The organism is Aminobacter sp. NyZ550 (genome assembly GCF_025628925.2).
Classification (GTDB): domain Bacteria; phylum Pseudomonadota; class Alphaproteobacteria; order Rhizobiales; family Rhizobiaceae; genus Aminobacter; species Aminobacter ciceronei.
On record NZ_CP114190.1, the window covers coordinates 385471 to 411505 of the forward strand.

Sequence of the window (26035 nt, forward strand, 5' to 3'; positions counted from 1 at the left end):
TTCAGTGTGCTGCGGCACGGGCCTCCAATGAACGGGCATACTGGGTCAGGGGGTAGCACAGCACGAAGAAGATCAGCGCCACCAGCCCATAGACGGTGAAGGGTTCGAACGTCGCGTTGTTGATGGCGTTCGAGGTCCGGAGCAGTTCCTCAAAGCCGATGATCGAGGTCAGTGCAGTTGCCTTGATCAGCTGGACGAGGAAACCGACAACCGGGGCCCGGGTGATGGCGAAGGCCTGCGGCAGGATGATCAGGCGCAGTTCCTGCAGGTAGTGCAGGCCGAGGCTGGCGCCGGCATCCCACTGGCCGCGCGGCAAGGCATCGACGCCGCTGCGCCAGATTTCGGCGAGATAGGCGCTGGCAAAGAAGGTCAGGCCGAGCACCGCCGCCGTCCATGGCTCGATCCGGAAGCCCAGCATCGGCAGGCCGAAGAACATCAGGAACAGCTGCATCAGCAAGGGCGTACCCTGGAACAAGGCGATATAGCCGCTGGCGAAGCGCCGTGCCCATTTGGCCTTGGAGATGCGCAACAACAGGATGGCGACGCCGACAATGCCGCCGCCGGCGAACGCCGCGATCGACAGCAACACGGTCCACCGTGTGGCGAAGATCAGGTTGCGCGCAATGTCCCAGAAGGTGAACTCGATCATGATACACCTGCCGAAAGCGTGCGGCGCCCTATGCCGACGAGCAGGCGGCGCAACAAGATCGACAAGCCGAGATAGATCATCGCCACGACGAAATAGGTTTCGAAGGGACGGAATGTCCGCGCCTGCAGCATGTCGGCCTCGTAGGTGAGTTCACTCACTGCGATCTGCGACACGACCGAAGACTCGAGCATCATGATCACGATCTGGCTCGTCAGCGCGGGGAAGATGACCTTCAGTGCCTGCGGCAACACGATCTTGACGAAGACCTGGCGTGGCCGCAAGCCCAAAGCAGCGGCCGCCTCGCGCTGGCCCCTCGGCACCGCGTCGAGGCCGGCGCCGACGATCTCGGTGGTGTAGGCTGCCATGTTGAGCGTCATCGCCAGGATGGCGGCGACGATCGGGTCGAGCCGTATGCCGAGGCTCGGCAGGCCGAAGAAGATGAAGAACAGCTGTACCAGGAACGGCGTGTTCCTGATCACCTCGACATAGCAGGTGATGGCCCGCTGGAGCCATTTCGGCCCGTTGCGACGACCGGCGGCGGCAGCGATGGAAATGACTGTGCCGGCGATCGTCGTCACGACGATCAGCAACACCGTCATGGCGGCGCCGCGGGCGATCGCGCCCACGGCCCCTTCAAGCCAGCCGAAGTCGAGGCTGTAGCTCACGGCTCAGTCCTTGAGGTTCTCGGGGTTGAGCGGAACCTTGAGCCAGGCCTCGGACGACTTCGACAGCCGGCCGTCGGTGAGCATCGCCGCGACCGTGTCGTTGATGACCTTCTTCAGGCCTTCCTCGTTCTTGTTGAGGCCGATATGCGACGGCGAGGTCAAGAGCTGGAACTTCTGCTCCGGCTTAAGCGCCTCCTGGCGCGCCAGCACCTGGGCGCCAACGTCGTTGCCCACCACCATCAGCTGGGTCTGGCCCGAGATGAAGGCCTGGATGACGGCGTTGTAGTTGTCGAAGCGCTTGATGTCGGCGGAAGCCGGGGCGGCCTCGGTTAGCGAGGTGTCCTCGAGCGTGCCGCGGTTGACGGCGATCGACTTGTCGCCAAGGTCTTCCTTGCCCGCCACCTTGAGTTCGGCCGGGCCGATCACGGCGATGTAGTAAGGCGCGTAGGCCGCGGCGAAGTCGATGACCTCTTCGCGCTCCTTGGAGTAGCCGACGCTCATCAGAAGGTCGACGCGCTTGTCGGTGAGATAGGGGATGCGGTTCTGGCCGGTCACCGGCACCGGGTTGAGCTTGACCTTGAGCGCGTCGGCGATCGCCTGGGCGACGTCCATGTCATAGCCCTTGAGGCTCATGTCGGCGCTGGCCGAAGAAAAGGGCGGGAAGTCGGCGAACACGCCGACATTGATCTGGCCGGCCTTGGCAATGTCTTCGAGCGCATCGGCATTGGCGGGCTGGAGGCCGAAGGTGACGCCGCCCGCGACGATGAGGGCGGCAACTGTCTGATGCAGTGCGGTCTTGATGTTCATGTTTCGGTTCCCTCTGGATTGATTGGGTTGTCGGTTGCGGTCGTTGCCGCCTGGCCGCCGCTTCCAGGTCGGCGGCCAGCGTTGATCTGTCCGGTCAGTCCTTCTTGCCGGTGACGAAGGGGCTGAACAGCATCAGGCTGAGGATCTCGAACAGCACCTGGGCACCGGCATGGGCAGTGTTGGTGGTTGAATCATATTGCGGCGCGACCTCCACGACGTCGCCGCCGACAAGGTTGAGGCCCTTTAGGCCGCGGATGATTTCCAGCACCTCGCGCGTCGTCAGACCGCCGACCTCGGGCGTACCTGTGCCGGGCGCGAAGGACGGGTCGAGGCTGTCGATGTCGAAGGAGAGATAGGTCGGGCCATCGCCGACGATCTTCTTCGCCTTCTCGATGACCGCGGGGATGCCCATGCCGGTGATCTCCTCGGCATGCACGATGGTCATGCCGGACTCGTAGGAGAACTCCCACAGATATTCGGCCGAGCCGCGGATGCCGATCTGGATGACACGGCTCGGATCAAGCACGCCATCGAGCACGGCGTTGCGGAACGGGCCGCCATGGTGGAACTTGGTCAGGTCATAGGCGCCGCCGGTGTCGCAATGGGCGTCGATGTGGATCATGCCGACCGGGCGCTTCTTGCCGACGGCCTTGAGGATAGGATGGGTGATCGAGTGGTCGCCGCCGACCGACAGCGGCACCACGCCGGCGTCGACGATCTGGCCGATGCGGCGCTCGATGTCCTCATGGCTGAGCTCGAGCCGGTAGCGGCTGCGGAACGGCACGTCGCCAATGTCGGCCACGCGCAGTTCCTGCACCGGGGCGCAGTCGAGCACGTGGTTATAGGGGCCGATGCGCTCGATGGTACGCAGAGCGCGCGGGCCGAAGCGCGAACCCGGGCGATTGGTCACGCCGAGATCCATCGGCACGCCGACCATCGCCACCTGCAGGTCGCCGAAATCAGGGTTGTCGTTGTCGACCTGGAGATAGGGCGCGGTCAGGAAGGTCGGCACGCCCGAATAGGGCGCAAGCCGGGTGCCTGCCTTGTTGAAAATCTTGTCGGCGACGCGGCGGAACTTCGGGTCGAACAGATCGCCGCCATGGCCTTGGCCATATTTCTTGCGCAGCTCGTCGAGCTTTTTGACGTCGAAACCCATGCTATCCTCCTGTGGTCCAAGACGGCAAAGCGGGGCGATCGCCTGCGGCCGCCCGCTCCCGGCGTCCGGCCTGATATCTCGTGTCCCCGCATGCTTTTTGGTTGTTGTGGAGCGAGTTTCCGGCAGCGCCGTTGAAATAGCAATTGATAATGTTAAGCTTATCGCTGTGAGATTTTCTCACAATACCTCATCCTTCGCGCGGAGTTTTCATGTCCCGCCGCCTGCCTCCGCTCAACCCGCTGCGCGCCTTCGAGGCGACCGCCCGCCATGGCTCGCTGACCAAGGCAGCAGGCGAGCTCAACGTCACCCATGGCGCCATCAGCCACCAGATCCGGGCGCTCGAGGCGACGCTCAAGGTCAAACTCTTGGAACGCGCCGGCTCGCGGCTGAAACTCACCCCGCAAGGCGCCGAGCTTCTGCCCGCCGTCACCGGCGCCTTCGAGAGCATTGCGTCCGCCACCGCGCGCATGACCCGGCCGACCAGTTCGGGCAAGCTCACTGTCTCTTGCGTTCCAGCGTTGCTGTCGCTGTGGTTGGTGCCGCGCATTGGCGGCTTCACCACGCGTTATCCCGGCATAAGCCTCAGCCTCAACGCCTCAAACGACCCGCGCGACATCCATTCGCCCGACGTCGACGTCTGCGTCCTCTACGGCAACGGCAGCTGGACCGATTGCTGGTTGAAGAAGTGGTCGACGCTGGAGCTGTTTCCCGTCGTCAGCCCAACCTTGATCAACAACCGGCCGATCCGCAGTGTCCGGGACCTCGCCGACCACGTGCTGCTCCATGCCGATGACGGTCGCGAGTGGCACACCTGGCTTGCTGCAGCCGACGCGCTCGACGTCAAGCCGGTTCAGCAGCATCGCATGGCCGGCGCCAGCCTGACCACGGAAGCCGCCGTGCACGGCCATGGTCTGGCGCTGGGCGACACGGTGACGGCATCGAGCCTGCTCGCCCGCGGCCAGTTGGTCACGCCCTTCAACCTGTCGGTGCCGGCAGTCGATGCCTTCTATGTCGTCTGCCGCAACGAGGTGCGCTCAGCACCCATCGTTCAATCCTTCATCGACTGGCTATTCGCCGAGCGCGAGGAACTTCCCGCCCGCACCGAGCAGGCCGTCACCGGCCAGATCAGCATTCGCAAGCGGCGCGGCCAGAAGGCGGCCGCCGCCGGCTAAAAGCAATTCCAGCAGAAGTGTGCAGCGGTTTTCCGTCCGGAATTGCGTAGAAACAAAGAGATAGAGAGGTTCCGCGATTCGAAGAAAAGCGGAACCTGTCCAGCGGCAAACTTGATTGGACGATGCAACGATAGGTCCAGCGCTGCTTTTTTCGCCTCTTAAGCTTGATCGCCCCGGCGCTATATCCCAATGCTAGAACGAGGAATGCGGCGCGCGCCGGACGGCGGGCGGATGCGCCAAGGAGGACTGAAGCGGCATGGCCAGGACCGACATTGCACGGCGGGTGTACAACCACACCTGGAAGCTCGATCCGATCGTCCGCTCGCTGCTCGACACGGATTTCTACAAGCTCCTGATGCTGCAGATGATCTGGGGCATGCACCCCAAGGTCGACGCCACCTTTTCGCTGATTAACCGCGCCACCTCGGTCAAGCTGGCCGAGGAGATCGACGAGGGCGAGCTGCGAGAGCAGCTCGACCATGCCCGCACCTTGCGCTTCACCAAGAAGGAGATGATCTGGCTCGGCGGTAATAATTTCTACGGCCGCAAGCAGATCTTCGAGCCGGAGTTCCTGGCCTGGCTCGAGAACTTCCAGCTGCCCCCCTACCATCTGGAAAAGCGCGACGGCCAGTACGAGCTGACCTTCGCCGGTCCCTGGGTGATGACCTCGATGTGGGAAATACCGGCTCTTGCCATCATCAACGAGCTGCGCTCGCGCTCGGCGATGAAGGCCTTCGGACCCTTCGCGCTCGACGTGCTCTACGCCCGCGCCAAGGCCAAGATGTGGGACAAGACCGAGCGGCTGAAGATGCTGCCCGAGATCAAGATCTCCGATTTCGGCACCCGCCGCCGCCACTCCTTCCTGTGGCAGCGCTGGTGTGTCGAGGCGCTCAAGGAAGGCATCGGCGAGGCCTTTACGGGCACCTCTAACGTGCTGCTGGCCATGGACACTGACCTCGAGGCGCTCGGCACCAACGCGCATGAGCTGCCGATGGTCTATGCCGCACTTGCCAACGATGAGGCCGAGCTCAAGCAGTCGCCCTACAATGTGCTGCGCGACTGGCAGCGCTATTATGGCGGCAACCTTTTGATCGTCTTGCCCGATGCCTTCGGCACGGCGGCCTTCCTGCGCGACGCGCCCGACTGGGTCGCCGACTGGACCGGCTTCCGCCCCGACAGCGCCCCGCCGATCGAAGGCGGCGAGCGCATCATCGACTGGTGGCGCAAGAAGGGCCAGGACCCCCGTTCGAAGCTGCTGATCTTCTCCGACGGCCTCGACGTCGACACCATCATCGAGACCTACCGCCACTTCGAGGGCAAGGTGCGCATGTCCTTTGGCTGGGGCACCAACCTCACCAACGACTTCGAGGGCTGCGCGCCCAAGGAAACCGACCGCCTCAACGCCATCTCGCTGGTCTGCAAGGTCACCGAGGCCAATGGCCGCCCGGCGGTCAAGCTCTCCGACAACCCCGCCAAGGCCACCGGCGACAGACAAGAAATCGCCCGCTATCTGCGCATCTTCGGCGAGAAGGACCGGGTGGAGCAGTTGGTGAAGGTTTAGGGGTGGCTTGGGGCTTGAATTTGGGTTTCCTTCAACCTCTCATTCCTTCGCACCCCGCTCTGCCCGGCCGGGTATCTCCCCCACAAGGAGAGAGATTAGTCTCGTTGCCGGCGGCGCTCATTCTGCAACGTTGTATGGATGAGCCTTTGCAACGTTGGTAGTTGGCCGGGCGGCTGATGAAGACGTGATCTCCCTCCTTGTGGGGGAGATGGCCGGCAGGCCAGAGGGAGGTGCGAAGGTCGCGAGGCTAAAGGGTTGCCTCGCAAAGCGCGAGCGTCACCACCTGTCGCCATCCGCCGTCGATAGTCGCACCCTTCCCGCGACCCCGACCATGTGGCACACCGGCAAGGTGATGCGCGGAACCAACACAGCCACAACCGTCCAACGCAAAGCGGCAGCAGTGCTTGCCGCATGCGCTGCCGCCGCATCGCACACCTCGCCCGCTTTCGCCCATGCCTCCGACCGTGGCCATGTGCTGCTGTTGCCGACCGGGCATTACATAGCCGGCGCAGCGTTCGCGGTGGCGGCGAGTTTTCTGGTACTGGCACTGCTGCCGCCGGCGCGGTTGGTGTCCATCTGGCGCAAGCGCCTGCCGCTCGGCTCCATCCCTGATCTACGGTTGCCTGCGAGCCTCGCCGCCTTCGCCGTCTTCGCAGTGTTGATCACAGCGGGCTTCATCGGCTCGCGCGACCCGCTGTCCAACCCGCTGCCCCTGACGGTCTGGACACTGCTCTGGGTCGGGCTCACGCTGGCCCAGGGCCTGTGCGGCAATCTCTGGTCTTGGCTCAACCCATGGTACGGACCTTATCGCTTGGTCACAGGAGCGCTGGGTGCCAAGGCTCGGCAAAAGACCCCACTGCATCTTCCCGAATGGCTCGGCTACTGGCCCGCAGTCATTCTGTTCTTCGCCTTCGCCTGGTTCGAGCTGATCGACCCCGCCCCGGACGATCCGGCACGCCTCGCCATGGCCGCCGGCCTCTACTGGATCATCTCCTTCACCGCCATGCTGGCCTTCGGCTTCGAGCGCTGGAGCCGTCAGGGCGAATTCCTCTCGGCCTTCTTCGCCATGATCGGCCGCTTCGGCATCGTCGAGGCCAGCAAGGACCGGTCCCGCCTGCGCCTTGCCCTGTGCTGGCCGGGCGCCAAGCTTTACCAAGCCGAAGCGCTGCCGCCCGCGGGGGCGCTGTTCCTGCTCGCGACCCTCGCTTCGGTATCGTTTGACGGCTTTTCGAAGACGTTCTTCTGGCTCGGGCTCAACAGCATCAACCCGCTCGAACTGCCCGGCCGCACCGCGCTGGTCGCCACCAACAGCTTCGGCCTGATGGCGATGTTCGTTGCACTCGCCGGCGTCGGACTGCTCGCGGTCGTCGCGGGCGAAAGGGTGGTCCGCAGTGCCGCGCCGCTGCCCGAGGCCGCCGGCCTGTTCGTCTGGTCGATCGTTCCCATCGCGCTGGCCTATCACTTCTCGCACTATCTGACGGCACTTCTGGTCAACGGCCAATACGCGCTGGTGGCGCTGTCGGATCCGTTCGCCTTGGGCTGGAACCTGCTCGGCACAGCCCACATGCCGGTCGAGGCCGGCATCGCCATGGGCGCGCATTCGGCTTGGCTGCTGTGGAACCTCCAGGCGGCGGCGATCGTCGGCGGGCATGTGCTGGCGGTGCTCGTCGCCCATGTGTTTGCCTGGCGAATGCACCCCAATGCGGCCAGTGCCTCGCTCAGCCAGTTGCCGCTCATCGTGCTGATGATCGGCTACACCGTTTTCGGCCTCTGGCTGCTCTCGACAGCAACGGCGGGATAGTGCAAATGCAGGTGGATTTTGACCTTGGGGAAGCAACTATTGCCACGTCCAGGGATTGGTGATCTAGTTTGTATACATGCAATTTTTCGCCCTCGGCGGAAGGGCTGCCAATCCGCACGATCGTTGGTCAAAGGACACGGCAAGGGGACAGGGCATGACTGACAGCAATCGCTTCTTCGACCTCGGAAAATCGCGCCTAAGCCGCCGCACGGCGCTGAAAGGCATCGCCGCCGGCGCCGGCCTGATGGCAGCCCCGGGTTTCGTGCGCTACTCACAGGCGCAATCTTCCGCTCCGATCAAGATCGGCTTCCAGGCCCACCGCACCGGCATCGGCGCCGCCTATGGCCGCTGGTACGAAAAGACCACCAACGCCGCCGTCAAGCTGATCAACGATGCCGGCGGCATCAACGGACGGCCGGTCGAGATCATTGTCGAGGATGACGGCACCGACCCCAAGCGCGGCGCCGAAGTGGTGGCGAAATTCGCCAGCCAGCACAAGACCGACATCGTCTTCGGCACGCTGTTCTCGCATGTCGTCGTCGGCTCGGCGCCTACCGCCGGCGAGCTCAAGATCCCCTATTATGTCGTCAGCGAAGGCTATCACGTCGCCTCGGGTAAGCTGAACCGCTGGGTGTTCCAGCCCGGCATCACCGACGTGCGCTCGCAGGTCACCTCGGTCGCGCCCTGGGTCGCGGCCAACCTTGGCAAGAAGGTGACGATGATCTATCCGGACTACGCTTTCGGCTACGACCATCGCGACTATTTCGCGCCCGCCATCAAGGCGCAGGGCGGCGAGGTCGTCGCCCAGATTCCGATCCCGCCGACCGAAAGCTCGTTCACCAAATACCTGCCGCAGATCCCTGCCGATACCGAGGTGCTGTACCACGTCATGGTCGGCCCAGGCGTTTTGACCTTCGTCAAGGAGCTCGGCGAATTCTACGGCTCGACCAAGCCGCAGCTGTTCGGCTTCATCGACTCGCTCGAGGCCGTCGACATCAACAGCCCGGGCCTCGAATTCCTCGACGGCAGCCATTTCTGGGAAGGCTCGCCGCGCTACGCCCAAGCCAATGACAGCGAGGCGCAGAAGGCGTATCGCGCCGCCGTCGGCATCGACGACAACGGCGCCTCGACGACGGATGCCAAGGACGTCTCGACCGCCGCCCACATGTTCGGCTGCTGGGAAACGCTCTACGTCATCAAGAAGGCGATGGAGGATTCAGGCTACAAGGGGCCCGAAGACCGCGCCAAGCTTGTCGAGGCGACCGAGGCGCTGACCGCGTTCAAGGAAGGTCCCGAGCACCCGCAGGGCGACAAGACGTTCAACGGCAAGATCCACCAGGTCTTCGGCCACCAGAACATCTCCAAGGTCGAAGGCGGCAAGCTCAACGTCGTCCACCGGACCTCGATCGAGGACGGTCTGTACGAGCCGGAGGCGGACTACACGACGCAGCCGTTGTGAGGGTACGGCGATAGACTGGCCTGTAATGCGCTCGACGTTGCCCCCCTCTGGCCTGCCGGCCATTTCCCCCACAAGGGGGGAGATAAGCAGCTCTGTCGCCACTGCCATCTTGCACCGTCCGTGGTTGGCGCAGATATCAGCGTCAGCTGATCTCCCCCCTTGTGGCGGAAATGGCCGGCAGGCCAGAGGGGGGTGCGACGAAGCGCAACCCAGGTGGGTTGGCTAGTGGCCTTCTTCCCGCATCTCCTGCTTGCCACGCTCGAAGGCCTGGTCACCTCGGCAGTGCTGGCGCTGACAGCGCTTGGCCTGTCGCTGGTGTTCGGCGTGATGCGCATCGTCAATGTCGCGCATGGCGAATTCTTCATGCTCGGCGCCGTGCTCGCATGGGCGATCACCACAGCCGTTGGTGGACACCCAGCTCTCGGCTTCGCCGCAGCCCTGGTGCTGGCGCCGCTGATCGTCGGCTTCATCGCCTGGATATCTGAGCGGCTTGTCCTGCGCCGGCTCGACTACAACCCGGAAGCCACCATTGTCGCCACCATCGGCCTGCTCTACATCATCCAGCAGCTGGCTCTGACCTTCTACGGCCCCGAGGCGCGGCCGGTGACGCCGCCCTTCAACGTCCGAATCCAGCTGCCCTGGTTCGGCTACTCCGGCTACAAGCTGTCGATCATCGCCGCATCGGCGCTTTTGCTGCTTGCCACCTGGCTGGTGCTGACCCGCACGAGGATCGGCCTTGTCATGCGGGCGACTCAATACGACCGTGAGACCGCTCAGGCCTTCGGCATCCCGGTCGGACGCGTCTATGGCGCGGTGTTCGCGCTTGGCGCGATGCTCGCGGCAATCGCCGCCGTGCTGATCGTGCCGATCCAGCAGGCGCATTATTTGATGGGTCTCGACCCGCTGTTGCTGTCGTTCATCGTCGTCATCATCGGCGGGCTGGGCTCGCTGCGCGGCACCGTCATTGCCGCCCTTCTCATCGGCGTATCCGACGGCATCATCTCGGTGTTCTTCTCGCCGACCCTGGCCAAGATCATCGCCACGCTCGTCGTCGCCATGGTGCTGGTGTTCCGGCCGCAGGGCCTGTTCGGAACGGCGACAAAATGAGCGGCGACGGGGCGACGGCCAGGGTCTACGCGTTGCATGCAGTGGTCATCGCCCTGCTCGTCGCGCTCAACTACATCCTGCCCGAATACCACCATGGCGTTCTGGCGCGGGTGCTGGTGCTGGCCATCTTCGCCATGGGCTACAACCTTCTGTTCGGTTATGTCGGGCTCTTGAGCCTCGGCCACGCCATGTTCTTCGCCGCCGGGCTCTATGGCGCCGGGCTGCCGCTCTATCATCTTGGCTGGGGCGTGGTGCCGGCCTTTGCCGGTGGCGTCGGCGCGGGCTTCCTCGTGTCGCTGATTGTCGGCCTGCTGGCGCTCCGGACTTCGGGTGTCGCCTTCATGATCGTGACCATGATGTTTGCCCAGGTGTTTTATCTCGTAACACTCTATTTCGGCGCATGGACGCGCGGCGACGAGGGGCTGGTGCTGCAGCAGCAGGCGCGGCAGATCACTTTGGGAACCGGCACGCTCGACCTGACCAACCCGGCGACGCGCTATCTCTCGGCAGTGGCGCTGTTTGCCGCTGCCCTGTTCGCCACGCTCGCCATCGTCCGCTCGCGCCACGGCCGTGTGCTGGTCGCGATCCGCGAAAACGAGGAGCGCGCGAAGATGCTTGGCTACGACACCTTCGCCAACAAGCTGGCGGCAGTCGTCACCTCGGGCGTCATCTGTGCCGCGGCCGGGGCGGCCTATGCCCTGTTGTTCGGCTATGTCGGCTCGACATTTGCCTCGGTGCAATATTCGATCCTGCCACTGCTCTGGGTGCTGCTCGGCGGTGCCGCGACCACACTCGGGCCGCTGCTCGGCACATTGTTCATGTACTACGTGATCGACATCACCAGCAGCTACACCTCGGCCTACATGCTTATTGTCGGCGCAATGCTGATCCTGTTGGTGCTCTGGTTCCGCAAGGGCGTTCTCGGCACGCTGCGCGACCGCTGGCTCGGGTGGCTGCCGTGACGGCGCTTCTGACCACCAAGGGTCTGTCGCGTCATTTCGGCGGCCTGCGCGCCGTCGACAATGTCGACTTCTCGCTTGAGCCGGGCGAGATCAGGGCGGTGATCGGCCCCAACGGCGCCGGCAAGACCACTTTCGTCAGCCTCGTCTGCGGCCGCTACGCACCGACCTCAGGCAGTATCGTCTTCGACGGCGAGGATATCACCGCCATGCCGGCGCATCTGCGGGTCCGGCGCGGCATCGCCTACACCTTCCAGATCACCAGCGTCTTCGCCAATCTCAGCGCCTACGACAACGTCGCCCTGCCGGTACAGCGCACACTGACCGACGGCCGGTCGCGCGGCGCGGTGCGGCAAGGGGCGATGGAGGCGCTGGAGCGCGTCGGCCTCGCTGGCCGCGCGCATGAGCAGGCCGGCACTCTGGCCTATGGCCACCAGCGGCTGCTCGAGGTGGCCATGGGCCTGGCGCTCAGGCCGCGTCTGCTCATTCTCGACGAACCGACGCAGGGCCTGTCGGACGGCGAGATCGAGAACTTCATCGCCCTGGCCCGCGAGATCGCCCGTGACGCCACCATCCTGCTGATCGAGCACAACATGCCCGTTGTCATGGCGCTGGCCCGTCGCATCAGCGTGTTCAATGCCGGCAGGATCCTCGCCGAAGGCAGCCCGGCCGAGATCCGCGCCAACGCCGCCGTGCAAGAAGCCTATCTTGGCACCGCTCAGGAGGCCGAAGCATGAATGCGGCGCTGACGATATCAGGCCTCGACTGCTTTTACGGCGAAGTGCAGGTGCTGCACGGCCTCGACCTCGAACTGCGCAAGGGCGAGGTGCTGTGCCTGCTCGGCCGTAACGGCGCCGGCAAGACCACGACGCTGAAGGCGATCATGGGGCTGGTGCCGGCGCGTGCGGGCTCGATCAGGCTGGGCGAACGCGTGCTGACCGAGCTCCCTGCGCACGAGGTGCCAAAGGCGGGTGTGGCTTATGTGCCGCAAGGGCGCCGGCTGTTTGCCGAGCTGACCGTCGCCGAAAACATCGAGATCGGCCTGATGACCCGCAAGAGGGGCAAGGCGGTGCGCGACAGCGTGCTCGACCTGTTCCCGCTGTTGCGCGACCGGCTGAAGCAGCGCTCCGGCACGTTGTCGGGCGGCGAGCAGCAGATGCTGGCCATGGCGCGCGCGCTGTGTGTTGAACCCGAGGTCCTGCTGCTCGACGAGCCGACCGAAGGGCTGATGCCGTCGATGATCGCCAATATCCGCGAAACCGTGGCCAGGCTGCGCGAGCGCGATGTCTCGACCATTCTCGTCGAACAGCGCGTCGACGCCGTGCTGCCCGTCGCCGATCGCGTCGCCTTCATTGAGAACGGTCGCAACCGCGAGACGGTGGACGTGGGGCGGCTGCGCGAGGATCCTGGGATGGTCAGGCGCTATGTCGGCGTGGGTTAGGCGAAGAACACAAACCCCGCGATCAGGAAGGTCGGGATCAGCATCGCGCTCGACCACAGCATGTAGCCGAAAAAGCCGGGCATCCTGACCCCGCTTTCCCGGGCGATGGCGTAGACCATGAAGTTCGGCGCATTGCCGATATAGGTGTTGGCGCCCATGAACACGGCGCCGGCCGAGATCGCCACCAGTGTTGTGGCAAAGGTCGTCATCAGCGCCTGTGGGTCTCCGCCGGCAAGCTCGAAGAAGACGAGATAGGTCGGCGCATTGTCGAGGAAGGACGACAGCACGCCCGTCAGCCAGAAATAGGCGAGGTTGTCAGGCTTGCCGCCCGGTCCGGTGACCAGCGCCACCAGCGGCGCGAAAGCCCCATCTAGCCCGGCGCGCAGGATGGCGATGACGGGCACGATGCAAACGAAGATGCCGGCAAACAGCTTGGCCACTTCGAGAATAGGACCCCATGAAAACCCGTTGGCGGCGCGGTATTCCTTGCGGGTGACCGCCAGTGACACGAAGGCCAATGCCAGGATGATGGCGTCACGGACGAGGTTCTGAAGTTCGACATGGACGCCGTAGACGGAGAACGCGACGCCGGGCTTCCATGACGCCGACATCAGGATCGCGGCGATGACACCGGCGAGCAAAGCGATATTGGCAAGTCCGCGGATGCGCACCTTCGAATGTGGTGTCGGGTCCTTGACCTTGGGCTGCCCGGACTCGCGCCGGTGAAAGTGCCAATCGACGGCGAGGAAGGCGGCCAGCACGATGCCGCCGACCAACAGCGCCTCGCGCCAGAGATGGACGGTGGTCCAGAAGAAGTCTACGCCGCGCAGAAAGCCGACGAACAGCGGTGGGTCGCCGAGCGGCGTCAGCGAGCCGCCGATGTTGGACACCAGGAAGATGAAGAAGACGATGACATGGGCGTTAAACGGCCGGTTGTCGTTGGCGCGGATCACCGGCCGGATCATGATCATCGACGCGCCGGTGGTGCCGACGACGGAGGCCAGCAACGCGCCAATGACCAGAAGGCCGGCATTGATGAGCGGCGTGCCCTGGATGTTGCCTGCCACCAGGATGCCGCCCGAGATGGTGAAAAGGGCAAACAAAAGAATGATGAAGGACATGTATTCGAGCAGCAGCGTGTGCAGCACGGCCTCGACTGAGATGTCGAAGCCGAAAGACAGCGCCATCGGCACCACCACCAGCGCCGCCCAGCCGGCTGTGATCTTGCCGTAGTGCTGCTCCCAGAGGTGCGGATAAAGCAGCGGCCCGGTGGCGATGGAGAGCAGCAATCCCGCAAACGGCAGTGCCCACACCAACGACATCGTCGCCCCGGGCAATCCCTGCTCGGCAGCCAGCGCGGTGCTTGCACTCGCCAGCAGGCAGGCCAGCGCCAGAGACGCTGCCGCAATACGCGAACCCTTCATGCCGTCCCCTCGGAACCGGCGTTTACGCCGGGCATTGTGTTCGAATTGATGACCGCAACGTCTGATGCTGCCAAAGTCAGGAAATCAGACCAGCTTGACGCCGGCGTCACGCATCTTGCCGATCATCGAGTCGAGGGAACCGCCCAGATCGATCGCGCGGCACGCATCGAGCCGCACCGTGGTGGCGAAGCCATGCTTGACCGCATCAAGCGCCGAATAGGCGACGCAGAAATCGGTGGCGAGGCCGACAAGCGTGATCGAGGCGACGTCGCGCTCGCGCAGGTATCCGGCAAGGCCCGTCGGCGTGAAGCGGTCGTTCTCGAAAAACGCCGAGTAGCTGTCAATGTTCGGACGAAACCCCTTGCGGATAACCAGTTCGGCCTTGGACCAGGCGAGCCCGGAATGGAAATCGGCGCCGCGGCTGCCCTGAATGCAGTGATCCGGCCACAGCGTTTGGGGGCCATAGGACATGCGGACACTTTCGAAAGGCTGCTTGCCGGGATGGCTCGAGGCGAAGCTCGAATGACCGGCCGGATGCCAATCCTGGGTAAGCAGCACGTGCTCGCTGTGGCGGATCAGGTCATTGACCAGCGGGATGATCTCGTCGCCCCCATTCACGGCAAGCGCGCCGCCAGGGCAGAAGTCGTTTTGCAGATCGACGACGACGAGCGCGTCCGTAGCCATGATGTCCCCAACTCGTTTCTGATACCGCCGTGCTGGCGGGCCGTCGAAATTCGACCAGATGGCGGCCGGCGTCAACCTTCAACTTGGCCGCCATGCGCCCACCGTGATCCGGCGAAGTAAAGCCAGGCTTTGACAAAAGATCGCGGCAGGTTATCACTTGTGTACGAATGAAAATGTCCGGCAACAGCCGGGAGGCATTGCGTGACCCGTTACGCGAAACCCAAGTCACTCGACGAGGCGCTGGCGCTGCTCAGCGAGGGCTCTTGGCGAGTGTTGGCGGGTGCGACGGACGTTTATCCCGCTCTTGGCAACCGGCCTCTCTATTTCGATGTAATCGATATCAATGACATCGGCGCACTGCGCGGCATCACCGAAAGCGACAATCACTTCGTCATTGGTGCGCGCACCAGTTGGACCGAGATCATCCAGGCGCCGCTGCCGCCGGCCTTCGACGCGCTGAAGCAGGCGGCGCGCGAAATTGGCTCGATCCAGATTCAGCACGTCGCGTCGATAGCCGGCAACATATGCAACGCCTCACCGGCCGCCGATGGGGTACCGGCGCTGATGATCCTCGACGCCGAGGTCGAGCTGCGGTCGCGCCACGAGATGCGCATTTTGCCGCTTGGCGCGTTCATCATAGGCAACCGCCGAACCAAGCTGCGCGAGGACGAGCTGGTGACGGCGCTGCGCATTCCCAAGGCCAGCACTGGCGGCGGCTCGGCCTTCGTCAAACTGGGTGCGCGGCGCTATCTGGTCATTTCGATCGCCATGGCGGCGGCCAGGGTCGTGCTCGGTACGGACGCGCGGATCGCAAGCGCGGCGATTTCGGTGGGGTCGTGCTCGGCCGTGGCGCGACGGCTGCACGCGCTGGAAGCAGCACTTGTCGGGCATAGGCCGGAGATCGCCGAAGCCGCGGTGCAAGCTGCCGGATTGGATGAATTGTCACCAATCGACGATGTGCGCGGCAGTGCCGGATACAGGCGAAGTGCTGCGCGCGAAATCGTGGCGCGGGCGCTTCTGCTTGCAACGCATGGCTCGCAGAGACGGACGGCGGCATGAAAACCGACCGGGCGCCGATCAGCTTCACTGTCAACGGCGCCTCCGTGTCGGTGTCCGCTGCGCCGATGCGGCGCCTGTCGTCGGTACTGCGCGACGACCTCAGGCTGACGGGCACCAAGGTCGGCTGCGATGCCGGCGATTGCGGCGCCTGCACCGTGCTGCTCGGCGGCGAGCCCGTCTGCGCCTGCCTGCTGCCGATGGCCTCGGTCGAAGGCGCTTCGATCCGCACCGTGGAAGGGCTGCGGGGCAGCGACCTCTCGGCGCTGCAGGCGTCGTTCCTGGCACATGGCGCCGCGCAATGCGGTTTCTGCACGCCCGGACTGCTTGTGACGGCAACTGCGTTGCTGGAACGGGAGCCGCGCCCAAGCGAACAACAGGTCCAGGACGCGCTCGGCGGGGTCCTGTGCCGCTGCACCGGCTATCGCAAGATCGTCGAGGCGGTGATGGAGGCATGGCACTTTATGCTGCCACCATCTCTTGATTTTCGCATGCCCCCGGCTGGTTCGGCCGTAGGCGCCTCGCCCATCAGGCTCGACGGCATCCCGAAGGTGATTGGCAGCGAAAGATTCGGCGGCGATTCATTTCCCGCCGATGCGTTGTCGGTGCTGGTGATCCGCTCGCCGCATCACCGAGCCGCATTCTCGTTCGGCGACCTCGACGCCTACGTCGCAGGCAATGCGGGCATCGTTGCGGTTTTCACCGCCGGCGACATCCCCGGCATCAACAGCTTCGGCGTTATCCCGCCTTTTGCCGACCAGCCGGCACTGGCCGAGAGCGAGACACGTTTCCGTGGCGAGGCGGTGGCGCTTGTCGCTTGCGAAGGCTGGGCGGCGCGCGACCTGGATGTGACGTCTTTCCCCATCACCTGGCGCGAGTTGCCGGCAGCACTGGAGCCGGCCACTTCCCAGGCGCAAGGCGCAGTGCTGGTCCATGCCAACCGACCCGACAACCTGCTGGTGCGCGGCCTTGTCGAGCGCGGCGAGCCGGAAAGTGCCCTGGCGCAGGCCGCATGCGTGGTCTCCGGCAGCATGCAGACCTCCTATGTCGAGCACGCCTACATCGAACCGGAAGCCGGCTATGCATTGATGGACAGCGATACGCTGACGATCGCAGCCTGCACTCAGGCACCGCATCTGGATCGCGACGACACGGCGCGTATCCTTGGTCTCGCGGTGGAAAAAGTGCGTATCCTGCCGACGGCGACCGGCGGCGGCTTTGGCTCCAAGATCGACGTTTCGCTGCAACCGCTCATAGGGCTGGTGGCACTGAAGACAGGGCGCCCGGCAGCCCTTGCCTATAGCCGCACCGAATCGATGGCCTCGACGACGAAGCGCCATCCGGCCGCGATGAAGGCAACAATCGGCGCCAATGCCGACGGCACCATTCGCGGCATGGTGTTCGATGGCGAGTTCAACACCGGTGCCTATGCCAGCTTCGGCCCGACCGTCGCCAATCGCGTGCCGGTGCATGCCTCCGGGCCCTATGCCACGCCGCATTACCGCGCCATCGCTCGCGCCATCCACACCAATGGCCCGGTGTCGGGCGCGTTCCGTGGTTTCGGCGTGCCGCAGGCTACCCTGATGCAAGAGACGCTGCTCGACCAACTGGCCGACAAGCTTGGCCTCGACCGGTTGCAGATACGCTTGAAAAATGCTCTTCGAAACGGCTCCGAAACGGTGACCGGGCAGCGGCTCGACACCGGTGTCGGCATCGGCGACTGCCTCGAGGCGCTGAGCCTGCGCTGGACACGCGCGCTGGCCGAAGCGGACGCTTTCAACGCGGCCAACGGCAAGATCAAGCGCGGCGTCGGAATCGCCTCGTGCTGGTATGGCTGCGGCAACACGTCTTTGCCCAACCCCTCGACAATCAAGCTGGGCATCTCGCCCGAAGGCAAGGTCGTGCTGCACCAGGGCGCGGTCGACATCGGCCAGGGCGCCAACACCGTCATCGCCCAGATCGCCGCCGACGCGCTTGGCCTGCCGCTCGGCGATTTCGTGCTTCGAAGTGCCGATACGGCTGTTACACCCGATGCGGGCAAGACCTCGGCGTCGCGCCAGACCTATGTCTCGGGAAAAGCGGCGGAAAAGTCCGCGAAAGCCTTGCGAGACGGCATCCTGCGCTTTGCCAATGTCTCGGCCAAAGCGTCGCTGCAGCTTTTGCCGGGCGGACTGCTCCTGGTGCATGAGGGCGGCGAGCGGCGGCGCATCGATCTGACGCTGCTCGAAGTGGACAAGGACGGCCTTGTCTTCGCCGCCGAGGAAAGCTACGACCCGCCGACGACGACGCTCGATGCCAAGGGCCAAGGCAAACCTTATGCTGTCTACGGCTATGGCGCGCAGATCGCCGAGCTTGAGGTCGACATGAGGCTTGGCACCGTGAAGCTGATCAAGATCACCGCGGCGCATGATGTCGGCCGGGCGATCAACCCGCTGCTTGCCGAAGGCCAGATCGAGGGCGGCATCGCCCAGGGCATCGGCATGGCGCTGATGGAAGAGTACATTCCCGGCCGTACCGAGAACCTGCACGACTACCTGATCCCGACGATCGGTGACGTGCCGCCGATAGAAACCATACTGGTGGAAGTTCCGGACCCGGAAGGACCCTTTGGCGCCAAGGGTTTGGGCGAGCATGTGCTGATCCCGACGGCGCCCGCCATCCTCAACGCCATCCGCCACGCCATCGGAGTGGCGATCACCAAGGTGCCGGCAACGCCGTCGCGAATCCTGGCCGCAATCGAGGAGGCACGTCGATGAACGAGCTTTCCGAGCGTTTCGAGACACACCCGGCCGGCGACAGGCAGGCGGGCGAAAAGCTGCGCTGCGATGCCTGCCCCGTGATGTGCTACATCGCCGAAGGGCACACCGGCGCCTGCGACCGCTACGGCAATTTCGGCGGCATGATCGTGCGCGCCGACCCAGTCCGCGTGCTCGATTTCGCGGTCGAAAGCGGCAATTCCGTGGTGCCTTTCAGCGGCGAGGCGTGGGATGGCGAACTGGTCAACACCGGGCGGCGCTTCGTTACCGCCATCGGTGCCGGCACCACCTATCCCGACTACAAGCCGGCACCGTTCATCGTCAGCCAGCAGCTCGCAGGCGTCGATCTAGTCACCGTCGTCACCGAGGGCATCTTCTCCTATTGCGGCGTCAAGGTGAAGATCGACACCGACCGCCATCTCGGCCCCGAGACGGCGACGGTGCGTGCCCAGGGCGAGGCCATCGGCCATGTGACGACGGGCGAATACGGCTCGCAGATGCTGTCGCTCGGTGGCGTCCACCATTTGACCGGCGGCTCGAAGAGCGAAGGCCGGGTGACCTGCGCGGTGCTGCTCGACCTCTGCAACAAGAAGCCCGTCGAGCTGAGCATCGACGGCGGCGCCGCCATCGTGGTCGAGGCCGGCAAGCCGCCGGTCATCGATGGCACGACCGAACACCGCATGCGCGTCGGCTGTGGCTCGGCGACCATAGGCATGTTCGCCACGCAATGGCGCGGGCTCGTTGACGAGGTGGTTGTCGTCGACGACCACATCACTGGCGTCGTCTCCGAGCACCAGGCCGGCAAGGTGCTTGGCTGGGAGGAGACCGGCATTAAGATCCTCGGCCGCCGCTCGACGCCGGGGCGTTATTTCAAGGTGTCGGAGCCCGGCCTCGGCTGGGGTGGAACCAGCATCTCCGACCCGCTCGAGATCCTCGGCGATTGGAATGCCAAGAAAGGCGCGCGGCCCGGCCTGTCGCTGCTGATGGTTTCGACGACGGGCGAGCAGTTCGCCTATTACGAGCTCAACGACGAATTGATGCCGGTCAAGAAGCCGTTCCCGGACCGCTTGCGCAAGTCGGTTGGGCTGATCGAGGACAATTGTGAGCCGGCTTTGTGTACCGTGCTGTTCGTCGGCGGCGCCGGCGGCAGCCTGCGCGCCGGGGTGACGGAAAACCCGGTCAACCTGACGCGTTCGGTGCAAGGCCTGAGAACCTACGTGACGGTGGGCGGCGCGCCTGTCTATGTCTGGCCGGGCGGCGGCATCACGCTGATGGTCGACGTCCTCAGGGTGCCCGACAACGCTTTCGGTTATGTGCCGACACCGGCCCTGGTGGCGCCGATCGAATTCACCTTGCGGCGCGACGACTACCTGGCACTGGGCGGCTATGACGGCGAGATCAGGAGCATCGACGACGTGCTGGCGCGCGGCGGCGAGTATCTCAACGAACGGGCGACGGAAGCGGCCGGGACCGACAACCCCTGGCCACCGCTGGCGCAGTTGCGCCTGACGGCGCCGGGCGGGTCGCGATGAATGGACCCGAAATCTCCTGGCTGCCCGACAAGCACCGCCTGCATTTCAATCATGGCCCCATCGACCTGATCGTCGAGGCATTTGGCGAGACCGGCGAGGTGCGCGCCGCTTACGAACAGGCGGCGGAACGCTTCCAGACCATCCTGGACGAGCTGGTCGAGGAGCTTGCCCAACTGCGCCGCCCGGCATCGTCAAGGCCCCGCGACTTCGACGGACCAACAGCGCGGCGCATGGAAGCCGCCGTCGCGCCTTTGGCTGGGCAGTTCATCACACCGATGGCCGCCGTCGCAGGTTCTGTCGCCGACGAGATGATGGCCGCGATGATCGCCGGGCGTTCAATCGAGCGCGCCTATGTCAACAATGGCGGTGACATCGCCCTGCACATCGCCCGTGGCCAGGAATTCTCGGTGGCGATTGCCGGCACGGGCCACGGCCTGGCCGACAGGCTGACGATCCACTGGCAGGACGCAGTGCGCGGCATCGCCACCAGCGGCTGGCGCGGCCGCAGCTTTTCGCTCGGCATCGCCGACGCTGTAACGGTGCTCGCGGTAAACGCGGCCGCGGCCGATGCTGCGGCGACGCTGATCGCCAACGCTGTCGACCTGCCCGGCCACACAGCCATCCACCGCAGGCCAGCGTGCGACCTGGCGCCCGACAGCGACCTTGGCGACCGGCTGGTGACGACAGACGTCGCACCGCTTGCCCCCGCCGACATCGAGGCGGCGCTCGACGCCGGATTTTCCGTGGCCGAATCCTTGCGGCGGCAAGGGTCAATCCAGACTGCAGCTCTATACCTAGGAGGCCGAACCCGCATAAGCGGCACGCATGAGCTTGCCGTAACCGATGGTGTGACAAGGGGGGAACCTGTCCATGCCTGACTTTCCGATCCGGAAGATCGCTGTAACGATCGAGGAAATCCTGCACGACGGAGGGCCACCCGCGCATATCCCCCGACGACGAGCGGCAGCGCTTGCGGTGGTGAAGAACCCGTTCGCCGACCGCTATGTCGAAGAGCTTGAGAGCGCGATGGAGGATCTGAAACCGCTCGGGCTGATGCTGTCCGACCGGCTGATCGCGGCGCTGGGCGGCGATGCGAAGGCCATCGACGGTTATGGCAAAGGCGCCATTGTCGGCTCGGCCGGCGAACTGGAACACGGCGCGCTGTGGCATGTGCCCGGCGGTTACGCCATGCGCGAGCGGCTTGGCGAAGCCAAGGCGATCGTGCCCTCGGCCAAGAAGCTGGGTGCTTTCGGCGCGCGGCTCGACGTGCCGATCGGCCATGTCAACGCCGCCTATGTGCGCAGCCATTTCGATGCCATGGAAGTGGGGGTGCCCGACGGGCCGCGACCGGACGAGATCGTCTTTGCATTGGTCATGACCTCGGGGCCGCGCATTCACGACCGCATGGGTGGATTGAAGGCCTCCGACATCAAGGCCTGGGATGGCTTGCGATGAGCCCCGAAACCACCGAAGGTACCTACCAGGTCCAGGGACAGATCGGTTTTGTCCTGCGCAAGGCCAACCAGCGTCACGTCGCGATCTTCGCGACGCATATTGCCGACCTGACGCCACCGCAGTTCGCCGCGCTCGCCAAGCTGCGCGACGTCGGCGAAACCTCGCAGAACCAGCTGGGCGGCCTGATCGCCATGGATGCGGCGACCGTGAAGGGCGTCATCGACCGGCTCGCGGCACGCGGGCTGGTGCAGCTGGCCAAACATGAGGTCGACAAAAGGCGCCTGATGGTCAAGCTGACCGACGAGGGCCACCGCCTCATTGTCGAGCTTCTGCCGCGGGCGCGGACGATCACCGAGGAGACGTTGTCGCCGCTGTCGGCGAAGGACGCAGAGACGCTGCTGCAGCTGCTGACGAAGATAAGCTGAGGGCCAAGGGAGTAAGGGAGTAAGGGAGTAAGGGAAGGCGATAACTCTATTCCTCTATTCCTCTATTCCTCTATTCCTCTATTCCTCTATTCCCCTATTCCCCTATTTCCCTCAGTCCCCGTATGGGACCCAGACGTTCTTGACCTCGACGGCGCGGCGGAGGAAGGCTTCGCCCTGGGCGGTCGGCCAGTCGAGGCTGCGGCCGTGGCTGGTCCAGACGCGCTTGAGATTGCCGACAGATTCAGCCTCCGCTTTGGCGCAGATCTCGGCCTCGGCGACGACCCAGAGGCCGTCGACGTCGTCATGCTTGGCAAGCACCGCCGCAAGTTCCGCCGTATGCCCGGTGACGATGTTGATCGCACCGGCAGGGACGTCTGAATACTCGAGTACCTGGTAGAGGTCGGTGGCCACGAGCGGGGCGGCGGCCGAAGGCACCACGACCGTGGTGTTGCCCATGGCAAGTGCCGGGGCGAGCAGCGAGATCAGGCCGAGCAGCGGCGCCTCGTCAGGGGCAACGATGCCGATGACGCCGACAGGCTCGTGCAGGGCAAGCGTGACGGTGCGCGCCGGCGGCTGGTGCACCCTGCCCTCGAACTTGTCGGCCATGCCGGCATAATAGAACAGCCGCTCGATCGAGGCCTCGACTTCTGCCTTGGCAGCCTTGTGGCTGGCACCGGTCAGTTCGACGATGCGGGTCGCGAACTCTTCCGTGCGGCCGGACAGGTTCTCGGCGAGATAATAGAGCACCTGGGCCCTGTTGTAGGCGGTCGCTTCGGGCCAGGCCTTGCAGGCGCGCGCCGCCGAGACCGCATCGCGGATGTCCTTGCGGCTGCCCAAGCCGACCTCGCCCGCGAGCTTGCCCTTGGAGGTGAGAACCGGCAGCGAATAGTTACCGTCGGGGCGCACCTGCTTGCCTGCGATGAACAGCTTTGCCGTGCGGTCGATGGCCTGGTTCTCGCTGGTGTCGCGGGCGGCCTGTTTCGGTGCTACCGACGGCTTGATGACAGGGCCATGCGGCTCGCTCGGCGCCAGATATTCCTCCAGCCCCTCGCGCCCGCCCTCGCGGCCAAAGCCACTCTCGCGGTAGCCGCCGAAGCCACAGGCAGCATCGAACATGTTGGTGCCGTTGATCCAGACCACGCCGGCCTTGAGCTGCGGGGCGACATGCAAGGCAAGATTGACGTTTTCGCTCCACACCGAGGCGGCAAGGCCGTAACGCGTGTTGTTGGCGAGTTCGACCGCCTCTTCGGTGTTGCGGAAGCTCATGGTGGCGAGCACCGGGCCGAACACCTCTTCCTGGGCAAGGATGTTGGCAGGCGCCACACCGGTCGCCAGCGTCGGCAGGTGGTAATAGCCTGATGATGGCACGTCCTGGTCCGGCTGCCAGCAGACGGCACCCTGTTTGGCGCCTTCCTCGATCAGGCGCCTGACCCGGTCGAGCTGGGTCTTGTCGACCAGCGGGCCGATGTCGGTGTTCTTGTCGAGCGGAGAACCGACCCGCAGGCGGCTCATCCGTGTCTTGACCTTGGCGATGAAGGCTTCGGCTACGCTCTCCTGCACCAGAAGCCGCGAGCCGGCACAGCAGACCTGGCCCTGGTTGAACCAGATGCCGTCGACAAGCCCCTCGACGGCGCTGTCGAGATCGGCGTCTTCGAAGACGATGAAGGCCGACTTGCCGCCAAGCTCCAGCGACAGCTTCTTGCCAGAGCCCGCAGTTGCCTTGCGGATGATCTTGCCGACCTCCGACGAGCCGGTAAACGCGATCTTGTCGATGCCGGGATGGTTAACGATCGCAGCCCCTGCCTCGGGTCCGCCCTGGACGATGTTGACCACGCCCTTGGGCACACCGGCACGTTCGCAGATCTCGGCGAACAAGATTGCCGTCAGCGGCGTGAACTCGGCCGGCTTCAGGACAACGGTGCAGCCGGTGGCAAGGGCCGGTGCGATCTTCCAGGCCAGCATCAGCAGCGGAAAGTTCCACGGGATGATCTGGCCGACGACACCGGCTGGCTTGCGGCCTGGGAATTCGCTCGCCAGCGACTGGGCCCAGCCGGCATGGTGGATGAAGTGGCGGATCGCCAGCGGCACGTCGATGTCGCGGCTCTCGCGGATCGGCTTGCCGTTGTCGAGGCTTTCCAGCACCGCAAACAGGCGCTGGTGGCGCTGCATGGCGCGGCCGATGGCATAAAGCACTTTTGCGCGCTCATAACCCGAGGCAGCACTCCACTTGGGCAGCGCCTTGCGGGCCGCGGCCACCGCCGTCTCGATGTCGGCGGCAGAGGCGTCCGACACCTTGGCCAGAAGCTTGCCGGTTGAGGGATCGGATGTGTCGAAGCTCTTGCCGTCAATGCCGGCGCGCCAGTCGCCTGCGATGAACAGCGCCTTCGAGAAATCGCGGGCCCCAAGCCAGGCATCGGCTTCTGAGCGGGCCTCGGGGGCTGGGGCATAATCCATGGCGTGGTATCGTTCGAGAATGTTCATTGGAATGTTCCCAGCAATTCGTTGCGAGGTCGGCGATCCTTCGCACCCCCCTCTGGCCCCATATTTGTCAAAGGGGCGGCCATCTCCCCCGCAAGGGGGGAGATCAGCCTGCGCTGACGTCGCCGCCAATCATCGAGGTTGGAGGAAAGGTGTGAGCGGCGAAGCTGCCAATCTCCCCCCTTGCGGGGGAGATGGCCGGTAGGCCAGAGGGGGATGCGAAGAAGCTCCACGGCGATTGCTTTCGCATCGTCTCACGCCATGGCGTGGCGGTGGTTGGCCGAGTAGCGGCCGCTGATGTGGTGTTCGAGCTGGCGCTCGATGTCGGTCAGCAGGCTCGACGCGCCGAAGCGGAACAGCTCCGGTTCGAGCCAGGGCCGGCCGAGTTCTTCCTTCATCAGCACCAGCCAGTCGAGCGAGACCTTGGCCGTCGAGATGCCGCCGGCCGGCTTGAAGCCGATGAGATAGCCGGTCTGCTCGTGATAGGCGCGGATGGCCCTGACCATGGCGAGGCCGACGGGCAGCGTCGCGTTGACGCTTTCCTTGCCGGTCGAGGTCTTGATGAAATCGGCACCCGCCATCATCGCCACCATCGAGGCGAGCGTGACATTGCGCAAAGTCGCCAGATCGCCGGTACCGAGGATGACCTTGAGATGGGCCTCGCCGCAGGCAGCGCGCATCTGCTTGATCTCGTCATAGAGCTCCTGCCACTTCGCACCGAACACCAGTCCGCGCGGAATGACGACGTCGATCTCGTCGGCGCCGTCTGATACCGACGCCTCGATCTCGGCGAGACGTGTCGACAACGGTGCCAGGCCATGCGGAAAGGCCGTCGACACCGCAGCGACATGGATACCCGACCCCTTCACCACTTCCACGGCGGTGGCCACGAACGGATGATAGACGCAGACCGCCGCCGGCCGGATCAGCACCTCACCCAGTCCCAGCGCCTCGGTCAGGTCGCGGCGCAGCGGGTTCAGCGCCTTGGCGCAGAGCCGGCGCACACGCTCGTCGGTGTCGTTGGAGTTGAGCGTCGTCAGATCCATCAGCGAGATCGACCTGAGCAGCCACGCCGCCTGGTTGTCGGCCTTGATCGAGCGCCGTTTGGTCAGCGTGCCGACCCGCCGCTCCAGCGCCGAACGGTTGACGCTGCGCATCGATTCCAGAAAACCAAGATCAAGCGCCATGCCGGGATTGCGGACGATGGCGTGCGTGTCGGCCGCATTCGCGGCCATCCGCGATGGCAAGGGTGTAACGGTGGCGGATGACGGATTCTCGGCTTCGCGCAGCTTGCCGCTCATGTGACTGCCTTTCCTCCGGACGCCTTGTCGTCGGCGCGACATCTCAAGAGCCGTCGACGGAAAGCCATGCTTTCGTCGCGGCAAAACAAGAATAGCCCGTGTAGCTATGCTCCACGAGTCCCCGGGGCGGAAGTTAGACGAAAAATC

Annotated in this window: 22 protein-coding genes; 14 read left to right on the forward strand and 8 right to left on the reverse strand. The window is 64.7% G+C overall.

Features of this window, described 5'->3' with window-relative positions; all coding sequences use genetic code 11:
• Position 1: 1 nt before the first annotated feature.
• From N7E70_RS01985 to speB, 4 genes are all read right to left on the reverse strand, one after another.
• Positions 2-649, reverse strand: a complete 648-nt coding sequence (locus N7E70_RS01985; RefSeq protein WP_067955210.1) for an amino acid ABC transporter permease — start codon at positions 647-649, stop codon at positions 2-4.
• The gene (locus N7E70_RS01990) at positions 646-1314 is read right to left on the reverse strand and encodes an amino acid ABC transporter permease (protein WP_067955212.1); all 669 of its coding nucleotides are present in this window, start codon (positions 1312-1314) and stop codon (positions 646-648) included. The genes N7E70_RS01985 and N7E70_RS01990 overlap by 4 nt, the downstream gene beginning before the upstream one ends.
• Before the next feature lie 3 nt (positions 1315-1317).
• Positions 1318-2121, reverse strand: a complete 804-nt coding sequence (locus tag N7E70_RS01995) for a transporter substrate-binding domain-containing protein (protein WP_067955214.1) — start codon at positions 2119-2121, stop codon at positions 1318-1320.
• A gap of 94 nt (positions 2122-2215) precedes the next feature.
• On the reverse strand, positions 2216-3277 hold the full coding sequence (gene speB / locus N7E70_RS02000; RefSeq protein WP_263005405.1) for an agmatinase: 1062 nt from the start codon (positions 3275-3277) through the stop codon (positions 2216-2218).
• Between the two features lie 209 nt (positions 3278-3486).
• Between speB and gcvA the strand changes: the two genes are divergently transcribed.
• The 8 genes from gcvA to N7E70_RS02040 all read left to right on the forward strand — a co-directional run bounded on the left by gcvA (position 3487) and on the right by N7E70_RS02040 (position 12777).
• Entirely contained in the window at positions 3487-4449 is a 963-nt protein-coding gene (gcvA, locus tag N7E70_RS02005; RefSeq protein ID WP_067955218.1) for a transcriptional regulator GcvA, read from the forward strand.
• A 256-nt stretch (positions 4450-4705) separates the two neighbouring features.
• Positions 4706-6010 carry a nicotinate phosphoribosyltransferase gene (gene pncB, locus N7E70_RS02010; protein WP_067955220.1) on the forward strand — a complete coding sequence of 435 codons (1305 nt, stop codon included), beginning with the start codon at positions 4706-4708 and terminating at the stop codon, positions 6008-6010.
• Between the two features lie 352 nt (positions 6011-6362).
• Positions 6363-7811 (forward strand): hypothetical protein, encoded by a 1449-nt coding sequence (locus tag N7E70_RS02015; RefSeq protein WP_182575107.1) that lies wholly within the window; start codon positions 6363-6365, stop codon positions 7809-7811.
• A gap of 154 nt (positions 7812-7965) precedes the next feature.
• Complete coding sequence (locus N7E70_RS02020; protein ID WP_182575106.1) at positions 7966-9270, forward strand: ABC transporter substrate-binding protein; 1305 nt, start codon at positions 7966-7968, stop codon at positions 9268-9270.
• A 225-nt stretch (positions 9271-9495) separates the two neighbouring features.
• Positions 9496-10377, forward strand: coding sequence for a branched-chain amino acid ABC transporter permease (locus N7E70_RS02025; protein ID WP_067955222.1), 882 nt, complete (start codon positions 9496-9498; stop codon positions 10375-10377).
• Positions 10374-11339 (forward strand): branched-chain amino acid ABC transporter permease, encoded by a 966-nt coding sequence (locus N7E70_RS02030; protein WP_067955224.1) that lies wholly within the window; start codon positions 10374-10376, stop codon positions 11337-11339. Before N7E70_RS02025 ends, N7E70_RS02030 begins: the two co-directional genes overlap by 4 nt.
• On the forward strand, positions 11336-12073 hold the full coding sequence (locus N7E70_RS02035; RefSeq protein ID WP_067965817.1) for an ABC transporter ATP-binding protein: 738 nt from the start codon (positions 11336-11338) through the stop codon (positions 12071-12073). Before N7E70_RS02030 ends, N7E70_RS02035 begins: the two co-directional genes overlap by 4 nt.
• The gene (locus N7E70_RS02040; protein ID WP_067955226.1) at positions 12070-12777 is read left to right on the forward strand and encodes an ABC transporter ATP-binding protein; all 708 of its coding nucleotides are present in this window, start codon (positions 12070-12072) and stop codon (positions 12775-12777) included. Before N7E70_RS02035 ends, N7E70_RS02040 begins: the two co-directional genes overlap by 4 nt.
• On the opposite strand, the gene N7E70_RS02045 is transcribed toward N7E70_RS02040, so the two are convergent.
• Both N7E70_RS02045 and pncA read right to left on the reverse strand, forming a co-directional pair.
• Positions 12774-14201 (reverse strand): sodium:proton antiporter, encoded by a 1428-nt coding sequence (locus N7E70_RS02045; RefSeq protein ID WP_183195007.1) that lies wholly within the window; start codon positions 14199-14201, stop codon positions 12774-12776. The genes N7E70_RS02040 and N7E70_RS02045 overlap by 4 nt on opposite strands.
• Before the next feature lie 84 nt (positions 14202-14285).
• Positions 14286-14885, reverse strand: coding sequence for a bifunctional nicotinamidase/pyrazinamidase (pncA, locus tag N7E70_RS02050; RefSeq protein ID WP_067955228.1), 600 nt, complete (start codon positions 14883-14885; stop codon positions 14286-14288).
• A 201-nt stretch (positions 14886-15086) separates the two neighbouring features.
• On the opposite strand from pncA, the gene N7E70_RS02055 reads away from it, so the two are divergent.
• The 6 genes from N7E70_RS02055 to N7E70_RS02080 are packed head-to-tail and all read left to right on the forward strand — an operon-like array spanning position 15087 to position 22109.
• Positions 15087-15944, forward strand: coding sequence for an FAD binding domain-containing protein (locus N7E70_RS02055; RefSeq protein WP_067955230.1), 858 nt, complete (start codon positions 15087-15089; stop codon positions 15942-15944).
• Positions 15941-18697 (forward strand): molybdopterin-dependent oxidoreductase, encoded by a 2757-nt coding sequence (locus N7E70_RS02060; protein ID WP_263005406.1) that lies wholly within the window; start codon positions 15941-15943, stop codon positions 18695-18697. The genes N7E70_RS02055 and N7E70_RS02060 overlap by 4 nt, the downstream gene beginning before the upstream one ends.
• Positions 18694-20229 (forward strand): 6-hydroxynicotinate reductase, encoded by a 1536-nt coding sequence (locus tag N7E70_RS02065; RefSeq protein WP_067955233.1) that lies wholly within the window; start codon positions 18694-18696, stop codon positions 20227-20229. Before N7E70_RS02060 ends, N7E70_RS02065 begins: the two co-directional genes overlap by 4 nt.
• Positions 20226-21107 carry a UPF0280 family protein gene (locus tag N7E70_RS02070; RefSeq protein WP_067955234.1) on the forward strand — a complete coding sequence of 294 codons (882 nt, stop codon included), beginning with the start codon at positions 20226-20228 and terminating at the stop codon, positions 21105-21107. Before N7E70_RS02065 ends, N7E70_RS02070 begins: the two co-directional genes overlap by 4 nt.
• Complete coding sequence (locus N7E70_RS02075) at positions 21100-21684, forward strand: amino acid synthesis family protein (protein ID WP_067955236.1); 585 nt, start codon at positions 21100-21102, stop codon at positions 21682-21684. The genes N7E70_RS02070 and N7E70_RS02075 overlap by 8 nt, the downstream gene beginning before the upstream one ends.
• Positions 21681-22109 (forward strand): MarR family winged helix-turn-helix transcriptional regulator, encoded by a 429-nt coding sequence (locus N7E70_RS02080; protein WP_067955239.1) that lies wholly within the window; start codon positions 21681-21683, stop codon positions 22107-22109. Before N7E70_RS02075 ends, N7E70_RS02080 begins: the two co-directional genes overlap by 4 nt.
• Before the next feature lie 111 nt (positions 22110-22220).
• Here the strand turns inward: N7E70_RS02080 and N7E70_RS02085 are convergent, their stop codons facing one another.
• Both N7E70_RS02085 and deoC read right to left on the reverse strand, forming a co-directional pair.
• On the reverse strand, positions 22221-24590 hold the full coding sequence (locus N7E70_RS02085; protein WP_263005407.1) for an aldehyde dehydrogenase family protein: 2370 nt from the start codon (positions 24588-24590) through the stop codon (positions 22221-22223).
• Between the two features lie 251 nt (positions 24591-24841).
• Entirely contained in the window at positions 24842-25888 is a 1047-nt protein-coding gene (deoC, locus tag N7E70_RS02090; RefSeq protein ID WP_067955243.1) for a deoxyribose-phosphate aldolase, read from the reverse strand.
• Positions 25889-26035: the final 147 nt, after the last annotated feature.

What these genes read in the sequence shown, in the direction of transcription:
- N7E70_RS01985 (WP_067955210.1), bottom strand. Translation starts at nt 649, where the DNA reads ATGATCGAGTTCACCTTCTGGGACATTGCGCGCAACCTGATCTTCGCC.
- N7E70_RS01995 (WP_067955214.1), bottom strand. Translation starts at nt 2,121, where the DNA reads ATGAACATCAAGACCGCACTGCATCAGACAGTTGCCGCCCTCATCGTC.
- speB (WP_263005405.1), bottom strand. Translation starts at nt 3,277, where the DNA reads ATGGGTTTCGACGTCAAAAAGCTCGACGAGCTGCGCAAGAAATATGGC.
- gcvA (WP_067955218.1), top strand. Translation starts at nt 3,487, where the DNA reads ATGTCCCGCCGCCTGCCTCCGCTCAACCCGCTGCGCGCCTTCGAGGCG.
- pncB (WP_067955220.1), top strand. Translation starts at nt 4,706, where the DNA reads ATGGCCAGGACCGACATTGCACGGCGGGTGTACAACCACACCTGGAAG.
- N7E70_RS02015 (WP_182575107.1), top strand. Translation starts at nt 6,363, where the DNA reads ATGCGCGGAACCAACACAGCCACAACCGTCCAACGCAAAGCGGCAGCA.
- N7E70_RS02020 (WP_182575106.1), top strand. Translation starts at nt 7,966, where the DNA reads ATGACTGACAGCAATCGCTTCTTCGACCTCGGAAAATCGCGCCTAAGC.
- N7E70_RS02030 (WP_067955224.1), top strand. Translation starts at nt 10,374, where the DNA reads ATGAGCGGCGACGGGGCGACGGCCAGGGTCTACGCGTTGCATGCAGTG.
- N7E70_RS02040 (WP_067955226.1), top strand. Translation starts at nt 12,070, where the DNA reads ATGAATGCGGCGCTGACGATATCAGGCCTCGACTGCTTTTACGGCGAA.
- N7E70_RS02045 (WP_183195007.1), bottom strand. Translation starts at nt 14,201, where the DNA reads ATGAAGGGTTCGCGTATTGCGGCAGCGTCTCTGGCGCTGGCCTGCCTG.
- pncA (WP_067955228.1), bottom strand. Translation starts at nt 14,885, where the DNA reads ATGGCTACGGACGCGCTCGTCGTCGTCGATCTGCAAAACGACTTCTGC.
- N7E70_RS02060 (WP_263005406.1), top strand. Translation starts at nt 15,941, where the DNA reads ATGAAAACCGACCGGGCGCCGATCAGCTTCACTGTCAACGGCGCCTCC.
- N7E70_RS02065 (WP_067955233.1), top strand. Translation starts at nt 18,694, where the DNA reads ATGAACGAGCTTTCCGAGCGTTTCGAGACACACCCGGCCGGCGACAGG.
- N7E70_RS02070 (WP_067955234.1), top strand. Translation starts at nt 20,226, where the DNA reads ATGAATGGACCCGAAATCTCCTGGCTGCCCGACAAGCACCGCCTGCAT.
- N7E70_RS02075 (WP_067955236.1), top strand. Translation starts at nt 21,100, where the DNA reads ATGCCTGACTTTCCGATCCGGAAGATCGCTGTAACGATCGAGGAAATC.
- N7E70_RS02080 (WP_067955239.1), top strand. Translation starts at nt 21,681, where the DNA reads ATGAGCCCCGAAACCACCGAAGGTACCTACCAGGTCCAGGGACAGATC.
- N7E70_RS02085 (WP_263005407.1), bottom strand. Translation starts at nt 24,590, where the DNA reads ATGAACATTCTCGAACGATACCACGCCATGGATTATGCCCCAGCCCCC.
- deoC (WP_067955243.1), bottom strand. Translation starts at nt 25,888, where the DNA reads ATGAGCGGCAAGCTGCGCGAAGCCGAGAATCCGTCATCCGCCACCGTT.